Genomic DNA, 22,324 nt, shown 5'->3' on the forward strand with positions numbered 1-22,324 from the left:
ACTCCCTCGGCGATCGCTGCCAAATCTCTTGCAGCTGAGCAATATTCGCGGTGATCGAACCTCCGACCGACCGTTGACAACGAGTCCGATCGGGTGCACACTTACGAATGTACATGGAACTGGCAGTATTGGATACCGGTTGTTCGGCCATCGGTTGTTCGGACACTGCCTGTTCGTACTTCGGCTCTAGAGAGTGGTGAGGACAACGATGTCCACAGGGTCCGGGTCTCCGGGTGGTGACTACAACTTCCGAAGTGTGACGACAACGGTCGGTGGACCGGTGAGCCATCGACGACGCGTCGGTGATCGCCAGGAAACCGCACGGCGGCTGCTCTTCGCAGCATCCGAAACCAAATACGACGCCGATCTCGACATCGATTGGGACGCGGCTCCTGATCCCGAGAAGTATTGGCTGCCTGCGGAAAGGGTGTCGATCTACGGAACCCGGCTGTGGCACCGACTCGACGAGGCGCAACGCCGCGAACTCGGTAAGCACGAACTGGTATCCATGCTGAGCGCCGGCATCTATGCGCAGTCGATTCTGTCGATGCTCACGTTTCGCGACATCGTCGAAGGCGCCGGACTCGTCGACGACCAAACCCGGTTTATGTTGGCGTCGATACAGGACGACAGCCGCAGCACGACGATGTTCAGTCGTCTCGTGAATGCGACAGGTGCACAGCCGTACAACTTGCCCGCGCCACTGCAGGCGCTGACGAAGCTGACGTTGATGGCACCGTCCGGACCGCTCGGACGCGGCTTTCGGCTCCTGCTCGAAGAGATGCTCGAGTCGGTCCTCCGGGATCTGGCAGCCGATCCTGGGGTGCAGCCACATGTGCAGCAGATCAACAAGATTCACTCGGTATCCGGCGTCCGTCACATCGAGTTGGCTCGCGACGATTTGATCAGGGCGATCGAAGCGCAGGGACCGATCCGCAACGCGCTGCATCGTTGGGCTCTCGCTGCTGTCACTGCGGCTTGTTACGCCGCCGTCGTGAATCCGGCTGCCTACAGATCGGTCGGGATCGCGCCGCTGCGTGGGGCGTTGGTGGCGTTCTTCAGCGCCAACTACGGAAGGAATGCACGGCGCGCAACCGCGTCTTTCCGTCGGTTCGCCCGCGAAGAACGAGTCCTCGACGGTCCTGTTGCCGCAACGTTCATGCGGCTGGGTCGAGTCGAGCAGGGTTCGAGACAAGCGGGGTTTGTGACAAGCGATGACGTACACCGATCAACGAGAAAGGGTCTGTCATGACTATTGAATCGACGAAGAGGCGAACCCCGGCCGTCACCACCGCGGGAGCATCGACAGTTCGACGCAAGACGGTCGGCGATCGACAGAAGACGGCACAGCGACTGCTGCGGTCGACCGCGGACCGCTCCTACGACGGCGAACTCGACATCGATTGGGACGCGCCTATCGACCCCGACAAGAAATGGATGCCCGAGCACAGGCAGTCTCTGTACGGAACGAAGCTGTGGGAAAAGCTGACTCAGGAGCAGCGCAACGAACTCGGCAAACACGAGGCCGCGAGCGTGCTCAGCTTCGGCATCTACGCCGAGTCGGGCCTCTCGACGATGCTGCTTCGCGGAATTTTGGAGAGCGGCAGTCTCGCCGACGACCACGCGCGTTATGCGCTCGCCGAAATCGGCGAGGAAACACGGCATTCCACGATGTTCAGCCGACTTGTGAACATCACCGGGGTCGAGCCGTATCTGATGCCGAAGGGGGCACGGAAGTTTCTCCGACTCGCCGGCCTCATTCCGATCGGGCCGTCGTCGTTCGCAGGCACGCTACTGATCGAGGAATTACTCGACAGGCTGCAGCGCGAGGCAATGAACGATCCCGAGTTGCAGCCGCATATGCGCCAGTTGATGAAGATCCACGTTCTCGAAGAGGCGCGGCACATCACCTACGCCCGCGAGGAATTGGTTCGAGCCATCGATGCCCGCGGCAAGGCGTCGAATGCTTTCCACCGCTTGGTGTTCGCGGTGATGGTGCTAGGTGTGTACCCGGTGTTGGTGAATCCTTTGGTCTACCGATCCGTGGGAATCAGTCCGTGGGAGGGCTTCCTCGCAGCGATGACCTCCCCGAACTACCGAGCAAACGCAACTTTCGCAGGAGAGCCGCTGCTGCGATTCGGCCACGAGGTCGGCATGTTGGACGGTGCGGTCACCAGACGCATCTTCAAACTGTCTCGCTCTGTGCCACAAGACATTCTCGACGAACTCGACCGTGACAGGAAAGCATCGTGACGCAACCCAAACCTTCTCGCCGCACCAAAAAGGCAGCAGCGCAACAGGACAGCTCAGCGCCGGTGCACACCAGAGTGCTCGTCATCGGCAGTGGCTTCTCCGGACTCGGCATGGGAATCTCTTTGCAGAAGGCCGGGATCGACGACTACATCATTCTGGAGAAGGCGTCGGAGGTCGGCGGAACCTGGCGTGACAACACCTACCCGGGGGCAGCGTGCGACGTTCCGACACATCTGTACTCGTACTCGTTCGAACCGCGTGACAACTGGTCCCAGCTCTTCTCCAAGCAGCCGGAAATCTTCGACTACCTCAAGGAAGTCGCCGACAAGTACAACCTGCGGCCGCACATCAGGTTCGGTCAGAACATGACACGTGGCTACTGGGACGAGTCCGAAAATCGTTGGCATGCATTTGCTTCCGACGGGCAGGAGTACGTCGCGCAGTTCGTCGTCTCGGCGATCGGCGCGCTGCACGTGCCGAGCATTCCGCACCTGGAGGGCATCGAGGACTTCACTGGTGTCGCGTTCCATTCCGCGCAGTGGAATCACGACGTCGACCTGACTGGCAAACGTGTTGCCGTCATCGGAACAGGTGCCAGCGCAATTCAGTTCGTACCGGAGATCGTCGACCGCGTTGGTTCCCTTGCTCTCTTTCAACGCACCGCGCCGTGGGTGCTGCCGAGATCCAACGTCGACTTCCCCGCAGGCTTCCAGCGGGCGCTGCGACGCGTGCCCGGCTTGCGGTTCGCACTTCGGAACGGGATCTATTGGAGCGCGGAATCGGGCGCGTACGCGATGAACAGGCGTCCCGGCCTGCTCAAGGGAATCGAGTGGATCGGTCGACGACACATCAGGAGTCAGATTTCGGATCCTGTTGTGCAAGAAAAGCTCACGCCGGACTACCGAGCCGGGTGCAAGCGACTGCTCGGTTCGAACACCTATTACCGAGCCATCGAGAATCCGAAGACGGAACTGGTCACCGACCCCATCGAACGTGTCACCGCAGACGGCATCGTCACCAAGGACGGCGTCGAGCGCAAGGTCGACGCGATCATCTACGGCACCGGCTTTCACGTGATCGACTCGTTCACCAACCTGAGCATCAAAGGCCGTGACGGCGAAGACCTGACCGATCGGTGGACCAAGGAAGGTGTGCAGGCGCATCGCGGCATCACGGTCGCGGGCGTGCCCAACGCGTTCTTCCTGCTCGGACCCAACACCGGACTCGGGCACAACTCGATCGTGTTCATGATCGAGTCGCAGATTCACTACGTGATCGAGACGATGAAGTTGGTCGACGCGAACGGAGTCGCAGCCATCGCTCCGCGCAGAGAGGCCCAAGACCGGTTCAACGAGAAGTTGCAGAGCAACCTCGCGGGTTCGGTGTGGAACACCGGTGGTTGCGAGAGTTGGTATCTCGACGAACACGGCAACAACAGGACACTCTGGGCCGGCTTCACGTGGCAGTACTGGTTGCAGACCCGTCGGGTCGACGTCTCGGAGTACGAGTTGATCGGTCGGCAGCCTGCGCCGGCAGTGCGGCCGACAGTCCCGGCCGCGGACTATCCGCCGCAAACCTTCCCCGACACTCTTCCCGTCAACGCGTAAGGACAGAGAAACATGAAGAACTTCAAGAACAAAGTAGCTGTGATCACGGGCGCCGGGTCGGGCATCGGTCGAAGTCTGGCGTTGAACCTGGCCGAACGGGGTGCCGAACTCGCGTTGTCCGACGTCGATACCGCGGCCGTCGCCGATACTGCCGGTCGTTGTGAGAAGTTGGGAGCCAAAGCAATTCCGTTCGAGCTCGATGTCGCGAACCGGGCCGCGGTCCATGCACATGCCAGTGATGTCCGCGGCGAATTCGGCAGAGTGAATCTGGTGTTCAACAACGCGGGTGTCGCACTGAACGCGGATGTGGTCGACATGTCGTGGGAGGACTTCGACTGGTTGATGAACATCAACTTCTGGGGCGTCGCGCACGGCACGAAGGCGTTTCTGCCTGACCTCATCGATTCCGGCGACGGGCACATCGTCAACGTCTCGTCCGTCTTCGGGCTCATCGGCATACCGTCGCAAAGCGCTTACAACGCAGCGAAGTTCGCGGTCCGTGGCTTCACCGAAGCGTTGCGGCAGGAACTGAAGATCGCGCGGCACCCGGTCGGTGTCACGTGTGTGCACCCCGGCGGCATAAAGACGAACATCGCGGTGAATGCGCGCGGCATTCCGGAAGGAGTCGACACCGAAGACATTCGTCGCGGTTTCCAGATGATCGCGCTGACCAGCCCCGAAGCGGCCGCCCGCATCATCCTCAAGGGGGTGGAGAAGAACAAGGCACGAGTTCTGATCGGTGCCGACGCGCGTGGTTTCGATCTGATCCCGCGCGTCGTCGGTCCACGCTACGAGGATCTCGGTGTGCCGCTGTACCGGATCGGCCGGCGGGCAGCGGGACGCCTCGGCTTCGAGTTGTAGCGATCAGCCATGTCGAGTCGTGTGCACACGCTGGAAGTGGTCGAGGTGATCAAGGAGACCGACGAGGCTGCATCATTGGTCTTCGCCGTTCCTGACGAACTCGTCGAGCGCTTCCGATATCACCCAGGACAGTTTCTGACCGTGGAAATTCCGAGCGATCGAACCGGCTCGGTCGCGCGGTGCTACTCGCTGTCGAGCTCGCCGCACCTCGACGACGAACTCGTTGTCACCGTCAAAAGGACGATCGACGGCTACGGTTCGAACTGGTTGTGTGACAACGTCTCTGTCGGTACTCGACTGCGGGTGCTCACACCGTCGGGGGTCTTCGTGCCGAAGACACTCGATGCAGATCTGCTGCTCCTCGCCGCAGGAAGTGGCATCACGCCGATCATGTCGATCGCCAAGTCTGCCTTGCTCGCAGGAGCAGGCAACGTGTATCTGGTTTACGCGAACGTCGGAATCGAATCGGTGATCTTCGGAGCCGAACTTGCCGAGATGATCGTCGAGTTTCCCGATCGGCTTCAGGTGGTGCACTGGCTCGAATCGGAGCGTGGTCTGCCGACCGTCGACGATCTCGCCGAGTTGTTGGTCCTCTGCGAGCGATACGACACGTTCGTCTGTGGCCCGACGCCGTTTATGGAGGTCTGCCGCGCTGCGCTGCAAGTGATCGGGACGCCCGACAAACACGTCCACATCGAGAAATTTCAGTCGCTGACCGGTGATCCGTTCGCCGACATCGTCGTCGCAGAGTCGTCCGCAACCTCGACGGCGGCGGCGACCATCGAGATCGACGGCCGCAGCATCGACATCGAGTGGCCCCGCGACACTCCGCTGCTCGACGTCTTACTCGGGAAAGGTATCGACGCGCCGTACTCGTGCCGGGCGGGGGAGTGCAGCGCGTGCGCATGCACCGTGCGATCGGGTGAGGTGCGAATGCGCAAGAACGACACCCTCGTCGATGCCGATCTGGCGCTCGGACTGACACTCGCATGTCAGGCGGTACCCGTCAGCGAACGGGTCGAGATCGCGTTCGATCAGTAACGAGCAGCGACCGATCAGGCAGGCGTCCCGATGACCGCTTTGATATGAGCCTCGCCCGCGCTGTCGGCGACGAACAACAGCTCGTCGCCGGGCTCCAAGACGTCGTCCGGCGTTGGAAGAATGATCTCGGTGCCGCGGAGCACGGTGACCAACGCGGTGTTCTCGGGTAGTACCAGTGCCCGCACCTGCAGCCCCACGATCGGACTGTCGACGGGCAAGGTCAGTTTGGCGAGATTTGCCTTGGCCTTGCCGAGTCCGCGCAACGTGATGAGGTGCCCGACGTCGATGGCACCCTCCACTCCGGCGACCATCGCGATCGGCGTCGAGACCGCTACGTCGACGCCCCACGCCTCGGTGAACAGCCATTGATTGGCGGCCTCGTTGACTCGGGCTACGACCCTGTTCACCCCGAACTCGGTCTTCGCGAGCAGAGCCGCTGCGAGGTTCACCTTGTCGTCACCGGTTGCAGCGATCATCACATCGCACAATTCCATCCCGCACTCTTCGAGCGACGCGAGCTCGCATGCATCGGCTAGCAGCCAGTCGGCAGCTGGAACGGTGTGTGGCTCGTAGCGGCGAGGTGCGATCTCGATGAGCAGGACCTTGTGGCCCGCGTCGAGCAGTTCCTGCGCGACGGACCGACCGACCGCGCCGGCCCCTGCAATCCCGATGCGCATCATCGGCCTCCTCGCCGCACCGTCGACAGTGCACACACTCATCATGGCCCATCCACTGCAGTCGGCTTGCTCGGCTGCGTGGGCACCGGTGGCGTTTGTACTGATTTACTTGGCGGAGCCACATCTCTTCGATGGCTCGAACGGGGTCGAAATGACGTTGCAGCAGCTCTACCTGGCGTTGCTCGCCGGTGGATTGGTGCTGCTCGCAAGCATTGCCGCAACCAGGGTTGCGAGTCGGGTCGGATTGCCGAGTCTGCTGCTTTTCCTTGCGGTCGGCGTCGCGCTCGGCGAAGACGGGTTGGGACTGAACTTCGACGACGTGCAGCTCGCGAGGGACCTCGGCACCATCGCGTTGGCCATCATTCTCGTAGAGGGCGGCCTCACGACGAGGTTCTCCGACATCCGGAATGTGCTTGCGCCAGCAGGGGTTCTGGCGACCGTCGGGGTCGGGGTCAGCACACTCGTCGCCGCTACCGGCGCGCACTTCCTGCTCGGAATCAACTGGCAGCTCGCCTTGCTTCTCGGCGCGATCGTTTCGTCGACCGACGCTGCTGCGGTGTTCTCGGTGCTTCGCGTGTTGCCGCTGCCACGGCGGGTCGCAGGACTGCTCGAAGCAGAATCGGGCTTCAACGACGCACCTGCCGTCATCCTCGTTCTGGTTTTCAGCGCAACGCCACTGGCCTTCTCGCCGTCGCATGCTGCCGCCGAAGTGGTCTACGAGTTGGTCGTCGGCGCCGGAATCGGGTTGGTCGGCGGGTTCATCGGTGCAACGGCCTTGCGCCGCATCGCGTTACCAGCGTCCGGTCTCTACCCACTCGCCACGTTTGCACTCGGCATGGTGTCGTTCGCCGCCGCGGGCAGTGCGCACGCCAGCGGGTTCCTCGCCGCCTATCTCGCGGCCGTGGTGCTCGCTAACTCCGGATTGCCACACCGTGCGGCGAACCGGTCGTTTGCCGAAGGCCTCGGTTGGCTCGCCCAGATCGGATTGTTCGTCCTACTCGGCCTCCTGGTTACACCGAGCGAGCTGATCGACGAGCTCGTGCCTGCGGTCGTCGTCGGAGTCATCCTGCTGCTCGTCGGCCGACCGCTGTCCGTTGTGATCTCGCTGGCCGGATTCCGGGTGCCGTGGCAGGAGCAGGTCTTTCTGTCCTGGGCAGGGCTGCGTGGTGCGGTCCCCATCGTCCTCGCGACGTACCCGATCGTGGAAGGCGTCCCCGACGCACGCCGCCTGCTCAACATCGTGTTCATCCTCGTCGTGGTCTTCACCCTGATCCAAGGCCCGAGCCTGCGGCCCGTCGCGCACCGGATGGGGCTGATTCGCCGAGACTCCACTCGCGAGATCCAGGTCGAATCAGCGCCTCTGGATGTGTTGGAAGCCGAACTGTTGACGATGACGGTGCTGCCCAAGTCACGCCTGCACGATGTCTCGGTTCTCGAACTGCGGCTGCCCGACCCGAGCGTCATCACCCTGATCATTCGCGAGGGTCACACGTTCGTCCCACAGCCGGACACTCGGATCGAGGTCGGTGACGAGCTGCTGATCGTCACCACCACCAAGACTCGGGAAGTGGCGGAACGTCGACTCCGCGCGGTGAGCCGACGTGGCAAATTGGCGCACTGGTTCGACGAATACGGGGAAAGAGACTGAGGCCGCGTCTCGCATTCTTCGAGACGCACCCTCGAACCGGGCCCTCTCGGATACGCTCGATCCAGGGGTTCCCACCCTGGTCGGGGCCGAGGACTTGGAGCACGAATCGGTGATGTGAACGGAATCGGTGGCTGGCTGCGCCTACGCGGCACCCGCGCCCCCGGCGTCGTAAGCCCAGCGGTCATGGCACGCACAACAGGTGCGTTCTTCACCTTCGGCGGCGTGTTCGGCTTGGCTCAGACAGCTGTCATGCCCGTCGACATGCGAGGCAGTCGACTTGTCTGCGCCCTGCTCGCCGCCGCGTGTCTCGTGATGGGAATCGTGATCCTGGCGCTCGGCGATCGCATCCCCGTCAGGCAGCAGCAATGGTTGCTCTTCTCGCCGACGCCGTTTGTCGCCGCTGGGGTCTGGGAGTCGACGAGCAACATAGCGGCGATCGGTGTCGCGGGCTTCTTCGTGACCGTCACCTGCACCGGGGCGTTCTTTCTGTCCTGGCCGGCAGCGTCGGCAAATACCGTGGTCGGTGTCGTATGTTGTATGACCACGTTGGGGCTTCGGCCCGGATTGCATTGGTGGGCAGGTCTGGTGACCTCCGGCGTGGTCATCGCCGTCTTTTTCGTTGTCGGCGTGCTGATGCGTGTGGCGTCGGAAGCCGACGTCGATCCACTGACCGGACTATTGAACAGGCGCGGGTTCGCCCGACAGTTGGAACTCGAAATCGCCCGCGCGACGAAGAGTCGAACCGCTCTCGCTCTGATACTCGTCGATCTCGATCGGTTCAAGGACATCAACGACGAAAGTGGTCATGCCGCCGGCGACGTCGCCCTGCAGGAAGTGGCCGATACGTGGCGAAAGATGTTGGGCACCAACGCAATACTTGCCCGAATCGGAGGCGACGAATTCACGTTGCTGCTTCCCGGATGCTGCGAACGCGATGCGGTACGCGTCGCCGAAAGCATGCGTAACGCGATATCGGTGGGATGTTCGGCCGGCATCACAGCCTGGCAGCTCGGTGAGTCCGCATCGTTTATGGTCAGCCGAGCAGACGTCGGCCTGTATCGCGCGAAGGAGGCCGGACGCAATCGATCCGTCGTCGAGACGTCACACCAACCCTTGCTTGCAGCAGAATTGGTCGAAGCCATCGAAAACGACAGACTGAACGTCGCCTTCCAGCCGATCGTCGCCGTCGACGCCGGTGCTTCCGTCATAGGTTTCGAAGCCTTGCTGCGTTGGTGCTCCGCGACCCAAAAAGGCGTAACCCCAGCGGAAATCATTCGAGTTGCCGAAGAATACGAACTTATCTCGAGCCTGGGTCGGCAGGTACTCGCAACTGCCTGCAGGCAGGCTGTGGTGTTGCAGCGCATGTACACCGATCGTGCATTGATGTTGAGCGTCAACGTATCCGGCCTCGAACTGATTCGCGCCGACTATGTGCGAAGCGTGAACGAGGTGCTGCAGGAAACCGGATGGCCGAGTGCACAATTGGTGCTGGAGGTAACCGAGAGCGTCCTCGATCTCGATGCCAGAACTACCTACGCGAACTTGACGGAGCTACGCGCGCAGGGCGTCCGAATCGCAATAGACGATTTCGGCACAGGCTATTCGTCGCTGAGCAGACTCGCGTCGCTGCCGACCGACATACTCAAGTTGGATGCCTCGTTTGTCGCTGCAGTCCAAGCAGATTCGCCGCCGCCGCCGCCGCTGCTGAGCGTGATCGCGAAGCTGAGCGAGAAGCTCGGCCTGCCGGTCATCATCGAAGGTGTCGAGAACGCCGAGCAGGCAGCCGTCCTGGAGCCGCTGGGATTCACTCTGGCACAAGGCTTCTACTACGGACGTCCGCAGGAAATGGACATCCTCGTCGCGAGCGCGGATGCTGCTCGGCACGCGGACACTCGTCGGTGAATCAGCGCTCCGGCTTACGCTTTGGGGGAGAAGAGTTCGAGAGCGATGTTGTCCGGATCGCGGAACTCCAGAATGTATCCCGCACCGATATCCTTGACGCCGTCATGCTCGATTCCCTTGTCGTCGAGCAACTTCGCGGCATCGTCGAGTGCGGCCTTGTCCGCGACGGCGAAGCTGAGGTGGTCGAGCCCGGTACGGTCCTCGTCGAACCCGTCCTTGGACACCGGACGTAATCCGAGCAACGAATCACCCAGCTTGTAGATCACGCCGCCGAACAGGAAAGACAGCTGCTCGCGAGTGGCGTCGTCCGCATCGGCCGGTAGCTCGAACGCGACCGGCAGCGCGAAGATGTCGTCGTAGAACGCTCGGGACTTTTCGATATCCGTCACGGTCAGTCGGACGTGGGCAAATGCATTCGTTGCAATAGGCATATTTCCGACCGTACGCCTCGGGGCGCTCCGCCCCTCGTGAGCACTTTCGGAGGTCGGGCCCGCCGAAAGGACGCACGAGCGGCGCAGCCGCCTACCCGAAGCTGTAATCCGACATCTTGAATCGCCTGCTACGAATTGCCGATTCGATGGTTGTAGTCGGGCGCAGGGGTACGTCGCCGTTCTTGTCGAAGTAGTAGCTGTTCGCGTTGGCGCAGCTGTCTTGCCAGAAGATTTGGTTGCCTCGCCGTCGGAGCATCTCTGCGAAGAAGCGATCGTTCGCGGCCTGAGTCACTTCGACATAGGCCGCGCGCTCCTTTCTGGCGTGCTCGAGAACCCGGATGATGTGTGCAGTCTGGGCTTCGATGAGCGCGAAGTAGGAGGAGCCGTTGTAGCCGTAGGGCCCGAAGATGGTGAAGTAGTTGGGAAATCCGGGTACGGAGATGCCTTCGTAGGCTTGGAGCCGATGCTCGTTCCACCAGTCGGTGAGGTCGAGTCCGTCGACGCCACGCAAGGTGTAGGTCGGCATGTTGTCCGGATCCATCACCTTGAAGCCTGTCGCAAGGATCAGGACATCGATTTCCCTTGCGCCGCCTTCGGCGCTATGGACCGCGTCGGCGCTGATGTGTGTGATCGGACTCGTTTCGAGTACTACATTGTCGCGGTTGAACGTGGACAGGTAGCTGTTGTGGAAGCTCGGCCGCTTGCAGCCGAGACCGTAACGCGGAGTGAGCTTTTCGCGGGTCTCCGGATCGGTGACCTGCGATCTGACGTAGGCACGTGCGGCCTTCTCGGCGGCGGGACGAAAATGCAGGATCCCTTCGTAGTGTGCGGCGACGGGGAACGTGATTTCGACGAATGCCTGACTCGCGAGTCGGGCAACGGTCTGGCTGCCAGGAATGCGGCCAAGTGCCCACTGCATCGGCCGCGACAGTGCGATGTCCGGTTTGGGCATGCACCAGATCGGCGTCCGCTGATACACGGTCAGCTGATCGACCTCGGGCGCGATCGCGGGAATGATCTGGACTGCGGACGCGCCGGTGCCGATAACGGCGACCCGCTTGCCGCGAAGATCCAGGGAGTGGTCCCAGCGCGCCGTATGCATCGTGTGGCCGGCGAAATCGTCGACGCCTCGGATGTCCGGTGTGTTGGGGCGCGTCAGCACGCCGGAGGCGTTGACGAGGTGGCGTGCAGTCAGTTCGTCGCCGGTCGAGGTGACCAACCGCCAGAGACCGCCGCGGCCGTCCCAGTCGGCGGTCACAACCGTCGTCTCGAATCTGAAGAACTGTGCCAAACCGTACTTGGCGACGCACTGCTCCGCGTACTGCTTGAGTTCTCTACCCGGTGCGTACGAGCGTGACCAGTCCTTGCGCTTCTCGAACGAGAACTGGTAGCTGAAGGACGGGATATCAACCGCCACACCGGGGTAGGTGTTCCAATGCCACGTACCGCCGGGCGCGTCCGCGTCGTCGATGATCAGGAAGTCCTCGAAACCGGCTTGGCGTAGCTTGATTGCGAAGCCGATACCGGAGAAGCCTCCGCCGATGATCACGACCTCGTGATGGGCAGACCTGTCTGTGTTCGGCGAAGCGGCCGTCATGGCGTTGTCCCCTTGTTGTCGGTTGCTTGGGTCGAGTCGGTGGTAGGGCCCGTGCACTTCCTGATCAGATCGGCGACGACGTTCGGGTTGTCGTACTGAGGGCAGTGACCCGAGCCGGCGATCGATCGGAGGCGGACGTCGGGATGTAGTTGTTGCAGCCGTGCCCCAGCCCGGGGGGAGCAAATCCAATCCTTGTCACCCCAGGCCAGCGTCACCGGCATCTGGAACTCGGCGTCGTCGAGAGCATGTGGATCGGCGAGTTCTGCAAGCGTCTGACCACCGAGTACCAGTTGTCTTCGCAGATCTCCCGGTCCCCAATGCGAGGCGTACCGAGACTTTGCTCTGGCGGACAAGTGACCTGACGCGACAGCGCGAGCGAAGAGGTTGCCCATGATGGCAGGACCGGCGACCGTACCGTGCACCAGCGCCGGCGACGGTAGCGTAAGAACACGATCCACGAGGGGACGCGTTCGAGTCAACGCCGTCATCCACCACGGGACGATGAGTCCCGCGGGACCGATGGCGAGCACCGACACGATCGGTAGATCGGTTCTTCGAGCCGCACGCAGCGCCGCCAAGCCCCCGATCGAGTTGCCGACGAGGACTACTCCCTGCCCTGTGTCGTATTCGCGGGCAGCAGCCTCGACGAATTCGTCCAAGGCCGCGAGGACCGAACTCGACCTCGGGCGACCGGCACGGCCGAAGTGCGGCAGGTCGACTGCAACCCCATGGTGGCCTGACTTCGCCAACTCACCCAGCACGTCTCGCCAACCGTCGGCGGAATCGGAAAAACCATGCAGGAGCAGCACAGTCGGACCCGATCCCGGACCTTCCAGGACGCGGGTCTGCACACCGCCAACCGAAGCTACTTTTGCTGTGAGGGTGTCTTTCCTCTTGTGCGGGCTGGTAATGGTCATGCCCGAGCCACCAACGAGTTGAGCTGGGGGAGCAATCGCATGGCGTGGTATCCGAGCTGTGTTTCGATTCCCACCGACACCAGCTCACGGTTGTACCGAACGGCCTGGGTGACTGCTTTCGCGACCGACTCGGGCCGGTGGCTGACGCGAAATGCTTTGGCCAGTAGCTCTTTTTCCTGCACCGCGCTCCCACGCAGTCGGGTGTTCTGCAGTATCGGTGTGTTGATCACGCCCGGACAGACGACGGATACCCCGACGTCGAGGTTGGCCCAGTCGGCTCGAAGACAGCGCGACAACATGACCACCGCCGCCTTGGACGCGCAGTACCCGGCGAGGCGTCGGTTGGGCAGGTAGGCGGCGCCGGACGCGATATTCACGATGTGCCCGCGGCGACGGTCCGTCATGTCGCGTCCGAATGTCCGGCACCCGTGGACGACGCCGTCGATGTTGATCGACCTCAGCCACACCCAGTCGTCGACCGTGGTGTCGAGGAAGGGGCCACCAACCCCGACGCCCGCATTGTTGACAAGGATGTCCACTTTGCCGACGTCGACCGAAATATGTTGGGACAGTTCGGTTACTGCATCGGAACTGGCAACATCACACTGGTAGGAGGTCGCTTCCGCGCCACGTTGTCTGCAGGCCTCCGCGGTGGCTTTCGCCGTCGACTCGTCGACATCGGTCGCAACGACGACCGCACCGAGTCCGGCGTATCGATCGGCGATGGCAGCACCTATTCCACTGCCTGCGCCGGTGACGACGACCACCGCGCCCCGCGGGTCGATCCGGTTCATGATGTGATCCCGCGTCGACGCACGATCATCTTCAACCCGTGCCGCGGTCGGAGCGTCAGCGTCGCCTCCGGGTCGACCGGATGGCCTGGCACAAGGTCGAAAACATAACGCTGGCTGAGTATTGCGATGATCAGTACCGATTCCATCGTCGCAAAGCTTTGGCCGATGCAGACCCGCTTGCCCCCACCGAAAGGTAGGTAGGCCGAGCGTGGACGGTCCTTACCCGCGCCCGGCAGGAACCGTGACGGATCGAACTCCTCGGGGTTCGGCCACCAGCGCGCGTCGTGGTGCACGAGGTGCGCGGGAATGATGACGGTGGTGCCCTTCTTGATGTGATGGGTGCCGATGACGTCGTCGCGAACGGCGACCCGAGGTATGACCCAAGCAGGGGAGAAGTACCGCATCGCCTCCAGAAAAACTGCGGTTGTCCAGGGCAGGCTCGGTAGATCGTCGGCAGTGGGTGTGCGGCCCTGCAGTACAGAGTCGACTTCGTCGAGCATCGTGTTTCGTGCGTCGGGATGTAGGGCGAGGAGGTACCACATCCACGAGAGGGCGTTCGCCGTCGTTTCGTGGCCGGCAAGCATCAGGGTGATCGCTTCGTCCCGAACCCTTTTCATCGGCAGCCCACCGTGATCGTCGGTGGCGCCGAGGAGATGGTTGAGCAGGTCCGGAGTATCGATCGGGTGTGCTCGCCGTTCGTTGATGACCGTCCACACCGAACCGTCGATTAGCTTGACGATCTTCTGGACGTCGCGGAAAGGTGGTGGGAGCGGCAGTGGAGTGTAGGCAAGACGAGATGTAGTGCGCCACACCACTTTCGGTGGCGCTGCGATCATAAATACGCGCAGTAGTCTCTCCCCGAAGCGGAGTCCTCCCGTGACCATCGGACCCATTCCCTTTGCGATCGGGCCGAACTGCTGACTGAACAAAGCATTTCCGACGACGTTGAGAGTGAGTTCGACCATCTCGCGCACCATGTCGATTTCGACGCGACCGGACTTCTCGTCGAGTTCGTCGGACAGCGCATCGATCGGCTCGATCATCAGGTCGACGAGTCCGTTGAGATGACGCTTCGAGAACATCGGCGACAGCATTGTTCGGTAGCGCTGCCACGACTCTTCCTCATCCGTGAACAGGCTCACCCCGAGCAACGCTCGCAGTAACTCGTACTCGTAGGACTTGTGATAGTTCAGACGACCCGAGTGCAGGACGTGGTCGACGTACTCGGGGTGGGTGAGGGTCACGTACCTCCGCGTTCCGGTCCGGAATCGGGAGATGTCGTGGTCTTTGATCTTGTCCAGCCAACCGCGTCGATAGCTCAGCCCGACCACTGCCGAGTCTTTCGTCATGCCTAGTCGGCCGAGGCGGTTTGCGGGCCGCATGGAGGGTCGTGTTGCCGGATTTGTCGACGGTGCGGGAGACCCGCGACGACCTCGCGGAGAATCCTGATCGACCTTCGAAGTGATGGTCATGTGATGCTCCTCTACTGAGTGATGGCAGCCGCCGTAACTGTAGGCGTATGCCGTCAGTTTGTGTCCAGGCTGCGATGTTGTCAAGATGTAGGAATGGAACGCACCGGCGTGTGGGGAGGTCGCACCACCGAAGAACGCCGTGCTGACAGGCGTGATCGAATGCTCTCCGTCGCCATCGACATCTGGAGTCAGCACGGGTGGGCGGCGGTAACCATGCGACGCGTTTGCGCCGAAGCAGCGCTCAGCGATCGGTACTTCTACAAGGAGTTCGGGGATCGGGACGGCTTGCTCACCGCCGTATGGCAGCACATCGAAGGCGAGGTACTCGCAACCGTCGCTGTCGCCTACGCCGAAAAAAGTGGTCCCGGCACATCGTGGGAAGACCTGACTCGGACCGCGACCAGGGTCCTCGTCGACCACATCGTTTCCCATCCCGCGCAAGCGAAGATCCTGTTGAGCCGCAACGAGGGCAGCCCGATCCTGGAAAGCGAACGGCAACGCTCGTTTCACAGAGCCATCGACCTCGTCACATCCGCTGCGAGACCGCGGCTCCGGCAGGGTGTCGATGAACTGGCCTTGCGGATGGACGCGATCGTCGGCGTCGGCGGGTTCGTCGAACTACTCAGAGAATGGCAGTCGGACGCGATAGCCGTCGATTGCGATCGCATCGTCGACTACGTCGCAGAGATGGCGACCCGGGTCGGTGGGCAATATCGCCTACCGCACTGAGGGCGTGTGAAGCCGGACCTATCGGATTGGTCACGAAACGCTGCCATGGCTAACGGGTGGCGTGGGGGTGCGATTAGCAAATATCCAGTTCGGGTCGGGATCGCATCAGTTTGGGGTCGGAGCCATGTCTCCTATCAGGCACGCCAGAGTCGAAAAAGATTGCGCTGCAAAGGTTCACTGGCGTGACCGCAAGCGATACCTCTGGACCCTCGGTCTGATCGCGCCGGCCTGCAGTCTGTTGCCATCGCAACTTGTGCTCTGGACCGGACTGGAAGTTCTGTGGTGGATCGGCCCGATCATCGTGTTCGTCGCAATACCGCTGGTCGACGCCCTCGTCGGGGAGGACGGTGTGAACCCTCCGGACGAGGCTTACAAGCAACTCTCCAACGATCGTTACTACCGCTGGTGTACCTACGCGTTCCTGCCGGTTCAGGTAGTCGCGTTGTTCGTCGCCTGCTACCTGTGGTCGTCCGATGCATTGGCCCTCGTCGACAAGATCGGACTTGCTGTGACCGTCGGCGTCGGCTGTGGCATCGGGATCAACGCCGCACACGAACTCGGTCACCGCAGCGATCGATTGGAGCGCTGGTTGTCGAAGATCGCACTCGCGCAGTCCTGTTACGGACACTTCTACGTCGAACACAACAAGGGACACCATGCGCGAGTCGCTACGCCCGAGGACCCGGCGAGCGCCCGCTTCGGGGAAAGTCTGTGGCGATTCCTTCCGCGCAGCGTTGTCGGTGGTATGCGGTCGGCGCTGAGCTTGGAACGAGATCGATTGCATCGCAGGGGTTTACGATGGTGGAGTTTGGACAACAACCTGCTGCAGGCGTGGGCGATGAGTATCGTGCTGTTCGGAGTCGTACTCGGCGTTTTCGGCTGGCGGATTGCGCCGTACCTCGTCATGCAAGCTGTCGTCGGTTTCTGCCTACTCGAAACCGTGAACTACGTCGAGCACTACGGACTACTTCGGCAACGGTTGCCTCGTTGGTCGACAAGCAGTGGTAGTTACGAGCCGTGCTCACCGCGGCACAGTTGGAACAGCGATCGGTTGGTGACCAACGTGTTTCTGTTCCATCTGCAACGCCACAGCGATCATCACGCCAACCCCGGACGTCGCTACCAGACGCTGCGGAGTAGTGAGGAAGCGCCGCAGTTGCCGGCCGGTTACGCAACCATGATCGTGCTCGCGGCGGTTCCGCCGCTGTGGCGGCGTGTCATGGATCGGCGGGTGCTTGCTCACTACGACCAGGATGTTCGGCGGACCAACATGGCGCCCGGCGCACGAGCCAAGTTGGCTACTTCGCGTCTACCGTCGAATTAGTGTGACTATTCTTCACACCATGACGAATGGCTCTGCTGCACAGACACCGACCCTCGAACGCCACCACGTGGTCATCGTCGGCGCAGGTTTCGGGGGTCTCGGTGCTGGAATCAAGCTGTCAGCCAAAGGAATCGACGACTTCGTCATCCTCGACCGCGGCGACGAGGTCGGTGGAACATGGCGCGAAAACACCTATCCTGGCGTCGAAGCCGATATTCCGGCGGTGCACTACTCCTACGGTCATCAGCCCAATGCCAGGTGGTCGTCGGCATTCGCGCCGGGTGGTGAGCTCTTCGCCTACGCCCGCGAGGTCGCAGACCGTTTCGAGTTGCGGCAGAAGATCAGGTTCGGGACGGAGGTCGTCTCTGCCGTTTACGACGAAGATGCTCGTGAATGGACCGTCGAGGCAGCGGATGGGTCGCGGTTCGTCGCGCGTTTCGTCATCTCCTGCCACGGTGCGCTGAGCATTCCGTCGCGTCCGGAGATCCCTGGGCTCGACGACTTCGAAGGCAAGATGATGGCGACCCAACGCTGGGACCATTCGTATTCGGTCGCGGGTAAGCGCGTTGCCGTCATCGGTACCGGAGCCTCTGCGCTGCAGGTTATTCCGACGATAGCGCCGGAGACCGCACACCTGACCGTGTACCAGCGCACGCCGATCTGGGTGATGCCCAAGGTCAACTTCGCGATTCCCGGCGCCTTGCAGAAGGTCTTCGAGACGGTTCCCCTGTCGCAGCGGATCGTGCGGTCCATCGTCTCCTCTACGACCGCAGTCGCCGAAACCGTTGCGGTCACCCACAACAAGCGTCTTCCGTACGTCACCAAGGCTGTCGCCGAACTGGCCAAGGCGTATCTGAAGTCGCAGGTAAAGGATCCGGAGCTGCGCGAGAAGCTCACGCCCACCTATGGTTTCGGGTGCAAGCGGCCGTCGATGTCGAACACGTACTTCTCGACGTTCGAACGCGACAACGTCACCTTGGAAACGACCGGGATCGAGCGCATCACGCCGACGGGAATCAGAACGGTCGACGGCAACGAAGTCGAACTCGACACGATCGTCCTTGCCACCGGCTTCAAGATATTCGGCTTGAGCTACCGGATCGCCGGGGTCGGCGGTACCGATCTCGAAACACAATGGGACGCAGAGCGAATGGCGTCCTACGAAGGTGTCGCCGTCCCAGGTTTCCCGAACTTCTTTCTGGCCCCCGGCCCGTACGGGGTCATCGGCTTCTCGTGGTTCGACACCATCGAGATCTGCGTCAGCCACGCGGTCGACATGATCGCGAAGGCGGACGCGGACGGCGTCACACGGATCGAGGCGGACGCCGATGCCACCGCCAAATTCGTCAAGAAGATGCGCAAGCGGGTCGAGCACACCGTGTTCATGAGCCCGTCCTGCAACAACTCGAACACCTACTACCTCAACAAGCACGGAGACGCGCCCTACCTGCGGCCCGAGACCATCGTCGAGACGCAGTTCGCGATGAGGTCGGCGTCCAAGGGGTATGTGCTTTCCTAGCGACCGAAATCGATCAGGAATCGAGAAGCGCGCGCCTGCACACCGAACCTACGGTTGTCTCAGAACGACACACCAACCAAGGAAGAGGTAGGACGATGAAGACGATGACTTGCAAGCAGCTCGGCGGACCGTGCGATACGGCGTTCAGTGCAGAGAAGGCAGACGACGTCATTCACCAGCAAGACCAGCACCTCAAAGACATGGTCGCGGGTGGCGACGAGACCCACCGCGAGGCGTTGAAGGAAATGCAGGGCAGGTGGAAGCGGCCGGTGTCGGGGTTGGGTTGGTACCGCAAGACCAAGAAGGAATTCGCCGCAGCACCTGAAGACTGATCCGAGATCGCGTGTTTTGACAGCAGGGGGTGGGTATGAGCAATCGTCTGACGTCGTTCACCAACGACGGCTTTACCTTCGACGTGACCGACGAGGGTCCGCCCGAGGGGATACCGGTCGTGCTGCTGCACGGGTTTCCTCAGACCGCAGCGGAGTGGTCACGCGTCACTCCGCATCTGCACGAACGTGGTTACCGCACAATCGCTCCCACTCAGCGTGGGTACTCGCCCGGGGCACGCCCGAGCGGACGATATGCATATCGGATGAGTGCATTGGTTGGCGACGCGGTGGCGCTGATTGCCGAACTCGGTGCGGGACCGGTGCATCTCGTCGGCCACGACTGGGGGTCTGCTGTCGCGTGGTCGACGGCCGCAGCTCATCCGGACCGGGTTCGCACGCTGACATCGGTTTCGGCGCCGCACCCGATGGCGTTCATTCGATCGCTGGTGACCAGCAGCCAGGCTTTGCGATCGTCTTACATGGCGCTGTTCCAGGTTCCGTGGTTGCCCGAGTTTGCGATCTCCCGAGTTTTTCGCGCCGTCGAATCGTCGAGTCGACCTGCTGTACGGCGACGCGCATTGGCGTTGTCGCAGATGGACGGCGACCAGTTCGATCGGATCCAGCGCGACGTCGTCGACAACGGAGCGCTGCCCTACGCGCTCAACTGGTACCGCGCGATGCTGATCGCAAGCCCAGGTGGAGGGGCGCAGAAGATCAGTACTCCGACGACACACGTGTGGAGTACACGAGACAGTGCGCTTGTGCGCAAAGGTGCCGAGCTGACCGCCGAATATGCAACGGGGCCCTATCGATTGGAAGTCCTCGACGCGACGCACTGGATACCGGAGGAACGGCCGGTCGAGCTCGCCGGAATCATCGCGGCACGGGCGGACGGTACGGCGTAGCCGGCCGGCGGGCAGCGTCGGGAGGATCCAGCATGGGCACGAGAAACTGCCAAGCTATGGACGCCAACTGATCGTCGTCGTCGAGATCGACTATGTGGCAAGGAATTGCCAAAAATGATGCCGAGACGCGCACCATCATTTCGGCAACGAGTGAGGTGTCGAGATCCTCGGAGACATTGCCTGCAGCCTGTTCGGTACTGAGCTGTCCGGCGACGAATTGTCGTACCGCCGCGAGCATCCGGCCGTCGTCGCCGATCATCGAGCCCGCCAGAAGGTTCGGTTCGGCAGTGAGGAGCCCGCCTATCAGGGCGTTCCCGCGAATCGCGCGCAGCGAGCTTACGAATCCCAGCACGACGCGATCCGCCGCTGTCGGCGCTTCGGCGATGTCGACGAGGAACTGCTCGAAATACCGTCGAAATTCGCGAAGGATGACCTGCTCGACCAGTGCGTCCTTGGTGGCGAACCGCCGGTAGACCGTGATTCTCGAAAGCTTGGCCCCTCGCGCAACGTCTTCCATCGAGGAACGTTGAATTCCCATGCGGCAGAACTGTTCATACGCCGCGTCGAGGAGGCGTGTGCGGGTCTGATCGTTGTCGTCGACACGCTCCACGGCGTGAATGAATGCCCGCTGCAGCATCGACTGTGAGTCGGGTGCCGTCGAAGCGGCGCTCGGCGCAGGTTCCACGGACAACTCCTCTGCGATGGTTGTGATGACCGCCACTTTATGTTACTCATGATACGCGAAAACTCTAACTGTTTCATTGCCTCATTCTGTCTTGCTCGACATCATCCGGGGAGAAAAATGGACAATCTCAGTAGGCGCAACGTTTTGAAAGCCGGTGGTGTCCTGAGCGTGTTCGGCGCCATCGCGACAGCGGCCCCTGCCGCCGCACGACAACCGTGGCGGTGGTCACCCGCCGGCTCGGTCCTCGGATCGGGTGACGGCGCCGACCCAAGAACAGTGTGGGACAGCGAAGCAGATCCGCTCGTCGCGTCACTGTTGGATCGAGGCGACGTGCCGAGGGTGAACGATCTACTCCGCACGTGGACCAAAAACGGCCAGCCGCTGCCCAACGGACTACCGAACGATCTTCGCGACTTCATGGAGCACGCTCGGCAACTGCCGTCGTGGACCGACCAGGGAAAACTCGCTACTGCCTTCAAGTTCAACGAAAAGCGCGGCACCTACCTCGGTGTGCTGTACGGGTTTGCAAGCGGAATGATGAGCACGGTCATCCCCAACGAGGCGCGCGCGGTGTACTACTCCAAAGGCGGCGCGAACATGAAGGCGCGCATCTCGAAAACCGCCAAGCTCGGCTACGACATCGGCACTCGCAACGCCTACCAACCAGACGGCGAAATGATCGTGACCTGCCTGAAGACGCGACTTGTTCACGCGGCGGTACGGCATCTACTTCCGCAGTCGGAATATTGGACAAGTACTGCGCCAGAGGATATTCCGATCAGCCAGAACGACATGATGGTCACCTGGCACAGCCTGCCGACCACCGTCATGCGAACGTTGACGCAGTGGAAGGTCCCGGTACCGGCCGACGAGTCCGAGGCTTTCCTGCACTCGTGGCAGCTGAGTGCGCACATGCTCGGCATCCAGGATCAGTACATTCCGGCGACGTGGGCGCAGGCGGACTCGCAAGCTGCGCAGGTTCTCGATCCGATTCTTGCGCCGACGCCGGAAGGCATCAAACTTGCGGACATACTTCTCGACCTCGGCGCCGGCCTCGACCTCACCCTGCTGAGTAGGCCGGTCCTCAGTGCGTTGACCCGCTTTGCGCTCGGCGATCAGATCGCCGATTGGCTACAGATCGCGCGCGAACCTGTCTGGAGTCCGCTGCTCGACGTTGCCTGGGAGCCCTATATCGCTGTGCGAGAGGGGATTTTGACAGTACCGATGGCACCCGAGGCGTACTGGACCTTCGACGAGATTCTGCGTCAATTCGTGCTGCTCTACATGTCCGAACTGCGGCCTATCAGCATCGAAATACCGGTGATCAATCGTCCGCGCTGAACGAAACCGACACGGCTGCAAGGATAGTGGGTGATTGCTCTCGGATTCCGAGAGCAATCCCACACACTTTCTGCAATCGACGCTCCCAAGGTCGCCTATGACCTGTGGGCTACCGATCCCAGCGTCTGGGTCGACGTCATCACACGGGCGTGTCGCGCGCTGATCGACACCGTCGACCGCTGATATTTGCTTCCCCTTTCAACGTATATCGCACTGGGGGGCTTGCCACAAGACCCGGGTCTTGCTGCAGACTCTGCTGCCGTAACCAGAATTCGTTGAGTTGGCCTGG

At 61.8% G+C, this 22,324-nt stretch carries 21 protein-coding genes; 14 read left to right on the forward strand and 7 right to left on the reverse strand.

What is annotated here, in order from left to right; genetic code table 11:
• Window positions 1–208: 208 nt before the first annotated feature.
• The 5 genes from JGU71_RS09445 to JGU71_RS09465 are packed head-to-tail and all read left to right on the forward strand — an operon-like array spanning window position 209 to window position 5,762.
• Window positions 209–1,252, forward strand: a complete 1,044-nt coding sequence (locus tag JGU71_RS09445; protein WP_199703825.1) for a diiron oxygenase — start codon at window positions 209–211, stop codon at window positions 1,250–1,252.
• Window positions 1,249–2,253, forward strand: a complete 1,005-nt coding sequence (locus JGU71_RS09450; RefSeq protein ID WP_199703826.1) for an AurF N-oxygenase family protein — start codon at window positions 1,249–1,251, stop codon at window positions 2,251–2,253. Before JGU71_RS09445 ends, JGU71_RS09450 begins: the two co-directional genes overlap by 4 nt.
• On the forward strand, window positions 2,250–3,860 hold the full coding sequence (locus tag JGU71_RS09455; RefSeq protein ID WP_199703827.1) for a flavin-containing monooxygenase: 1,611 nt from the start codon (window positions 2,250–2,252) through the stop codon (window positions 3,858–3,860). Before JGU71_RS09450 ends, JGU71_RS09455 begins: the two co-directional genes overlap by 4 nt.
• 12 nt (window positions 3,861–3,872) lie before the next feature.
• A complete protein-coding gene (locus JGU71_RS09460) occupies window positions 3,873–4,721 on the forward strand; it encodes an SDR family NAD(P)-dependent oxidoreductase (RefSeq protein WP_199703828.1) in 849 nt (282 codons plus the stop codon).
• A 9-nt stretch (window positions 4,722–4,730) separates the two neighbouring features.
• Complete coding sequence (locus JGU71_RS09465; RefSeq protein ID WP_199703829.1) at window positions 4,731–5,762, forward strand: ferredoxin--NADP reductase; 1,032 nt, start codon at window positions 4,731–4,733, stop codon at window positions 5,760–5,762.
• 14 nt (window positions 5,763–5,776) lie between these two features.
• On the opposite strand, the gene JGU71_RS09470 is transcribed toward JGU71_RS09465, so the two are convergent.
• A complete protein-coding gene (locus tag JGU71_RS09470) occupies window positions 5,777–6,439 on the reverse strand; it encodes a potassium channel family protein (RefSeq protein ID WP_199703830.1) in 663 nt (220 codons plus the stop codon).
• 151 nt (window positions 6,440–6,590) lie between these two features.
• On the opposite strand from JGU71_RS09470, the gene JGU71_RS09475 reads away from it, so the two are divergent.
• Both JGU71_RS09475 and JGU71_RS09480 read left to right on the forward strand, forming a co-directional pair.
• Window positions 6,591–8,087, forward strand: coding sequence for a potassium/proton antiporter (locus JGU71_RS09475; protein ID WP_199703831.1), 1,497 nt, complete (start codon window positions 6,591–6,593; stop codon window positions 8,085–8,087).
• Between the two features lie 114 nt (window positions 8,088–8,201).
• Complete coding sequence (locus JGU71_RS09480; RefSeq protein WP_199703832.1) at window positions 8,202–9,989, forward strand: putative bifunctional diguanylate cyclase/phosphodiesterase; 1,788 nt, start codon at window positions 8,202–8,204, stop codon at window positions 9,987–9,989.
• Window positions 9,990–10,003: 14 nt separating this feature from the next.
• On the opposite strand, the gene JGU71_RS09485 is transcribed toward JGU71_RS09480, so the two are convergent.
• The 5 genes from JGU71_RS09485 to JGU71_RS09505 all read right to left on the reverse strand — a co-directional run bounded on the left by JGU71_RS09485 (window position 10,004) and on the right by JGU71_RS09505 (window position 15,077).
• Window positions 10,004–10,420 (reverse strand): VOC family protein, encoded by a 417-nt coding sequence (locus tag JGU71_RS09485; protein ID WP_199703833.1) that lies wholly within the window; start codon window positions 10,418–10,420, stop codon window positions 10,004–10,006.
• Between the two features lie 91 nt (window positions 10,421–10,511).
• Entirely contained in the window at window positions 10,512–12,017 is a 1,506-nt protein-coding gene (locus tag JGU71_RS09490; RefSeq protein ID WP_199703834.1) for a flavin-containing monooxygenase, read from the reverse strand.
• Window positions 12,014–12,934, reverse strand: a complete 921-nt coding sequence (locus JGU71_RS09495; protein ID WP_199703835.1) for an alpha/beta fold hydrolase — start codon at window positions 12,932–12,934, stop codon at window positions 12,014–12,016. The genes JGU71_RS09490 and JGU71_RS09495 overlap by 4 nt, the downstream gene beginning before the upstream one ends.
• Entirely contained in the window at window positions 12,931–13,728 is a 798-nt protein-coding gene (locus tag JGU71_RS09500) for an SDR family NAD(P)-dependent oxidoreductase (protein WP_199703836.1), read from the reverse strand. Before JGU71_RS09500 ends, JGU71_RS09495 begins: the two co-directional genes overlap by 4 nt.
• The gene (locus JGU71_RS09505; RefSeq protein ID WP_372433162.1) at window positions 13,725–15,077 is read right to left on the reverse strand and encodes a cytochrome P450; all 1,353 of its coding nucleotides are present in this window, start codon (window positions 15,075–15,077) and stop codon (window positions 13,725–13,727) included. Before JGU71_RS09505 ends, JGU71_RS09500 begins: the two co-directional genes overlap by 4 nt.
• Before the next feature lie 216 nt (window positions 15,078–15,293).
• Here JGU71_RS09505 and JGU71_RS09510 point away from each other — a divergent pair, with 216 nt between their 5' ends.
• The 5 genes from JGU71_RS09510 to JGU71_RS09530 all read left to right on the forward strand — a co-directional run bounded on the left by JGU71_RS09510 (window position 15,294) and on the right by JGU71_RS09530 (window position 20,009).
• Complete coding sequence (locus JGU71_RS09510) at window positions 15,294–15,929, forward strand: TetR/AcrR family transcriptional regulator (protein ID WP_199703837.1); 636 nt, start codon at window positions 15,294–15,296, stop codon at window positions 15,927–15,929.
• A 124-nt stretch (window positions 15,930–16,053) separates the two neighbouring features.
• Complete coding sequence (locus JGU71_RS09515) at window positions 16,054–17,253, forward strand: alkane 1-monooxygenase (RefSeq protein ID WP_199703838.1); 1,200 nt, start codon at window positions 16,054–16,056, stop codon at window positions 17,251–17,253.
• A 19-nt stretch (window positions 17,254–17,272) separates the two neighbouring features.
• Window positions 17,273–18,772: a flavin-containing monooxygenase gene (locus JGU71_RS09520; RefSeq protein ID WP_199703839.1), complete on the forward strand. Its 1,500-nt coding sequence runs from the start codon at window positions 17,273–17,275 to the stop codon at window positions 18,770–18,772.
• 95 nt (window positions 18,773–18,867) lie between these two features.
• Window positions 18,868–19,104: a DUF1059 domain-containing protein gene (locus JGU71_RS09525; protein ID WP_199703840.1), complete on the forward strand. Its 237-nt coding sequence runs from the start codon at window positions 18,868–18,870 to the stop codon at window positions 19,102–19,104.
• Between the two features lie 35 nt (window positions 19,105–19,139).
• The gene (locus JGU71_RS09530; protein WP_199703841.1) at window positions 19,140–20,009 is read left to right on the forward strand and encodes an alpha/beta fold hydrolase; all 870 of its coding nucleotides are present in this window, start codon (window positions 19,140–19,142) and stop codon (window positions 20,007–20,009) included.
• Here JGU71_RS09530 and JGU71_RS09535 read toward each other — a convergent pair.
• Window positions 19,978–20,646: a TetR/AcrR family transcriptional regulator gene (locus JGU71_RS09535; RefSeq protein WP_199704531.1), complete on the reverse strand. Its 669-nt coding sequence runs from the start codon at window positions 20,644–20,646 to the stop codon at window positions 19,978–19,980. The genes JGU71_RS09530 and JGU71_RS09535 overlap by 32 nt on opposite strands.
• 165 nt (window positions 20,647–20,811) lie before the next feature.
• On the opposite strand from JGU71_RS09535, the gene JGU71_RS09540 reads away from it, so the two are divergent.
• Both JGU71_RS09540 and JGU71_RS09545 read left to right on the forward strand, forming a co-directional pair.
• Entirely contained in the window at window positions 20,812–22,035 is a 1,224-nt protein-coding gene (locus tag JGU71_RS09540; RefSeq protein ID WP_199703842.1) for an oxygenase MpaB family protein, read from the forward strand.
• A gap of 30 nt (window positions 22,036–22,065) precedes the next feature.
• On the forward strand, window positions 22,066–22,218 hold the full coding sequence (locus JGU71_RS09545) for a hypothetical protein (RefSeq protein WP_199703843.1): 153 nt from the start codon (window positions 22,066–22,068) through the stop codon (window positions 22,216–22,218).
• Window positions 22,219–22,324: the final 106 nt, after the last annotated feature.

The organism is Antrihabitans stalagmiti (assembly GCF_016482825.1).
Taxonomy (GTDB): Bacteria; Actinomycetota; Actinomycetes; order Mycobacteriales; family Mycobacteriaceae; genus Antrihabitans; species Antrihabitans stalagmiti.

Excerpts from the sequence above, each read along its gene's own strand:
- JGU71_RS09445 (WP_199703825.1), top strand. The coding sequence starts at position 209 with ATGTCCACAGGGTCCGGGTCTCCGGGTGGTGACTACAACTTCCGAAGT.
- JGU71_RS09450 (WP_199703826.1), top strand. The coding sequence starts at position 1,249 with ATGACTATTGAATCGACGAAGAGGCGAACCCCGGCCGTCACCACCGCG.
- JGU71_RS09460 (WP_199703828.1), top strand. The coding sequence starts at position 3,873 with ATGAAGAACTTCAAGAACAAAGTAGCTGTGATCACGGGCGCCGGGTCG.
- JGU71_RS09465 (WP_199703829.1), top strand. The coding sequence starts at position 4,731 with ATGTCGAGTCGTGTGCACACGCTGGAAGTGGTCGAGGTGATCAAGGAG.
- JGU71_RS09470 (WP_199703830.1), bottom strand. The coding sequence starts at position 6,439 with ATGCGCATCGGGATTGCAGGGGCCGGCGCGGTCGGTCGGTCCGTCGCG.
- JGU71_RS09475 (WP_199703831.1), top strand. The coding sequence starts at position 6,591 with ATGACGTTGCAGCAGCTCTACCTGGCGTTGCTCGCCGGTGGATTGGTG.
- JGU71_RS09485 (WP_199703833.1), bottom strand. The coding sequence starts at position 10,420 with ATGCCTATTGCAACGAATGCATTTGCCCACGTCCGACTGACCGTGACG.
- JGU71_RS09490 (WP_199703834.1), bottom strand. The coding sequence starts at position 12,017 with ATGACGGCCGCTTCGCCGAACACAGACAGGTCTGCCCATCACGAGGTC.
- JGU71_RS09495 (WP_199703835.1), bottom strand. The coding sequence starts at position 12,934 with ATGACCATTACCAGCCCGCACAAGAGGAAAGACACCCTCACAGCAAAA.
- JGU71_RS09500 (WP_199703836.1), bottom strand. The coding sequence starts at position 13,728 with ATGAACCGGATCGACCCGCGGGGCGCGGTGGTCGTCGTCACCGGCGCA.
- JGU71_RS09505 (WP_372433162.1), bottom strand. The coding sequence starts at position 15,077 with ATGACGAAAGACTCGGCAGTGGTCGGGCTGAGCTATCGACGCGGTTGG.
- JGU71_RS09510 (WP_199703837.1), top strand. The coding sequence starts at position 15,294 with ATGGAACGCACCGGCGTGTGGGGAGGTCGCACCACCGAAGAACGCCGT.
- JGU71_RS09515 (WP_199703838.1), top strand. The coding sequence starts at position 16,054 with ATGTCTCCTATCAGGCACGCCAGAGTCGAAAAAGATTGCGCTGCAAAG.
- JGU71_RS09520 (WP_199703839.1), top strand. The coding sequence starts at position 17,273 with ATGACGAATGGCTCTGCTGCACAGACACCGACCCTCGAACGCCACCAC.
- JGU71_RS09525 (WP_199703840.1), top strand. The coding sequence starts at position 18,868 with ATGAAGACGATGACTTGCAAGCAGCTCGGCGGACCGTGCGATACGGCG.
- JGU71_RS09530 (WP_199703841.1), top strand. The coding sequence starts at position 19,140 with ATGAGCAATCGTCTGACGTCGTTCACCAACGACGGCTTTACCTTCGAC.
- JGU71_RS09535 (WP_199704531.1), bottom strand. The coding sequence starts at position 20,646 with ATGCTGCAGCGGGCATTCATTCACGCCGTGGAGCGTGTCGACGACAAC.
- JGU71_RS09540 (WP_199703842.1), top strand. The coding sequence starts at position 20,812 with ATGGACAATCTCAGTAGGCGCAACGTTTTGAAAGCCGGTGGTGTCCTG.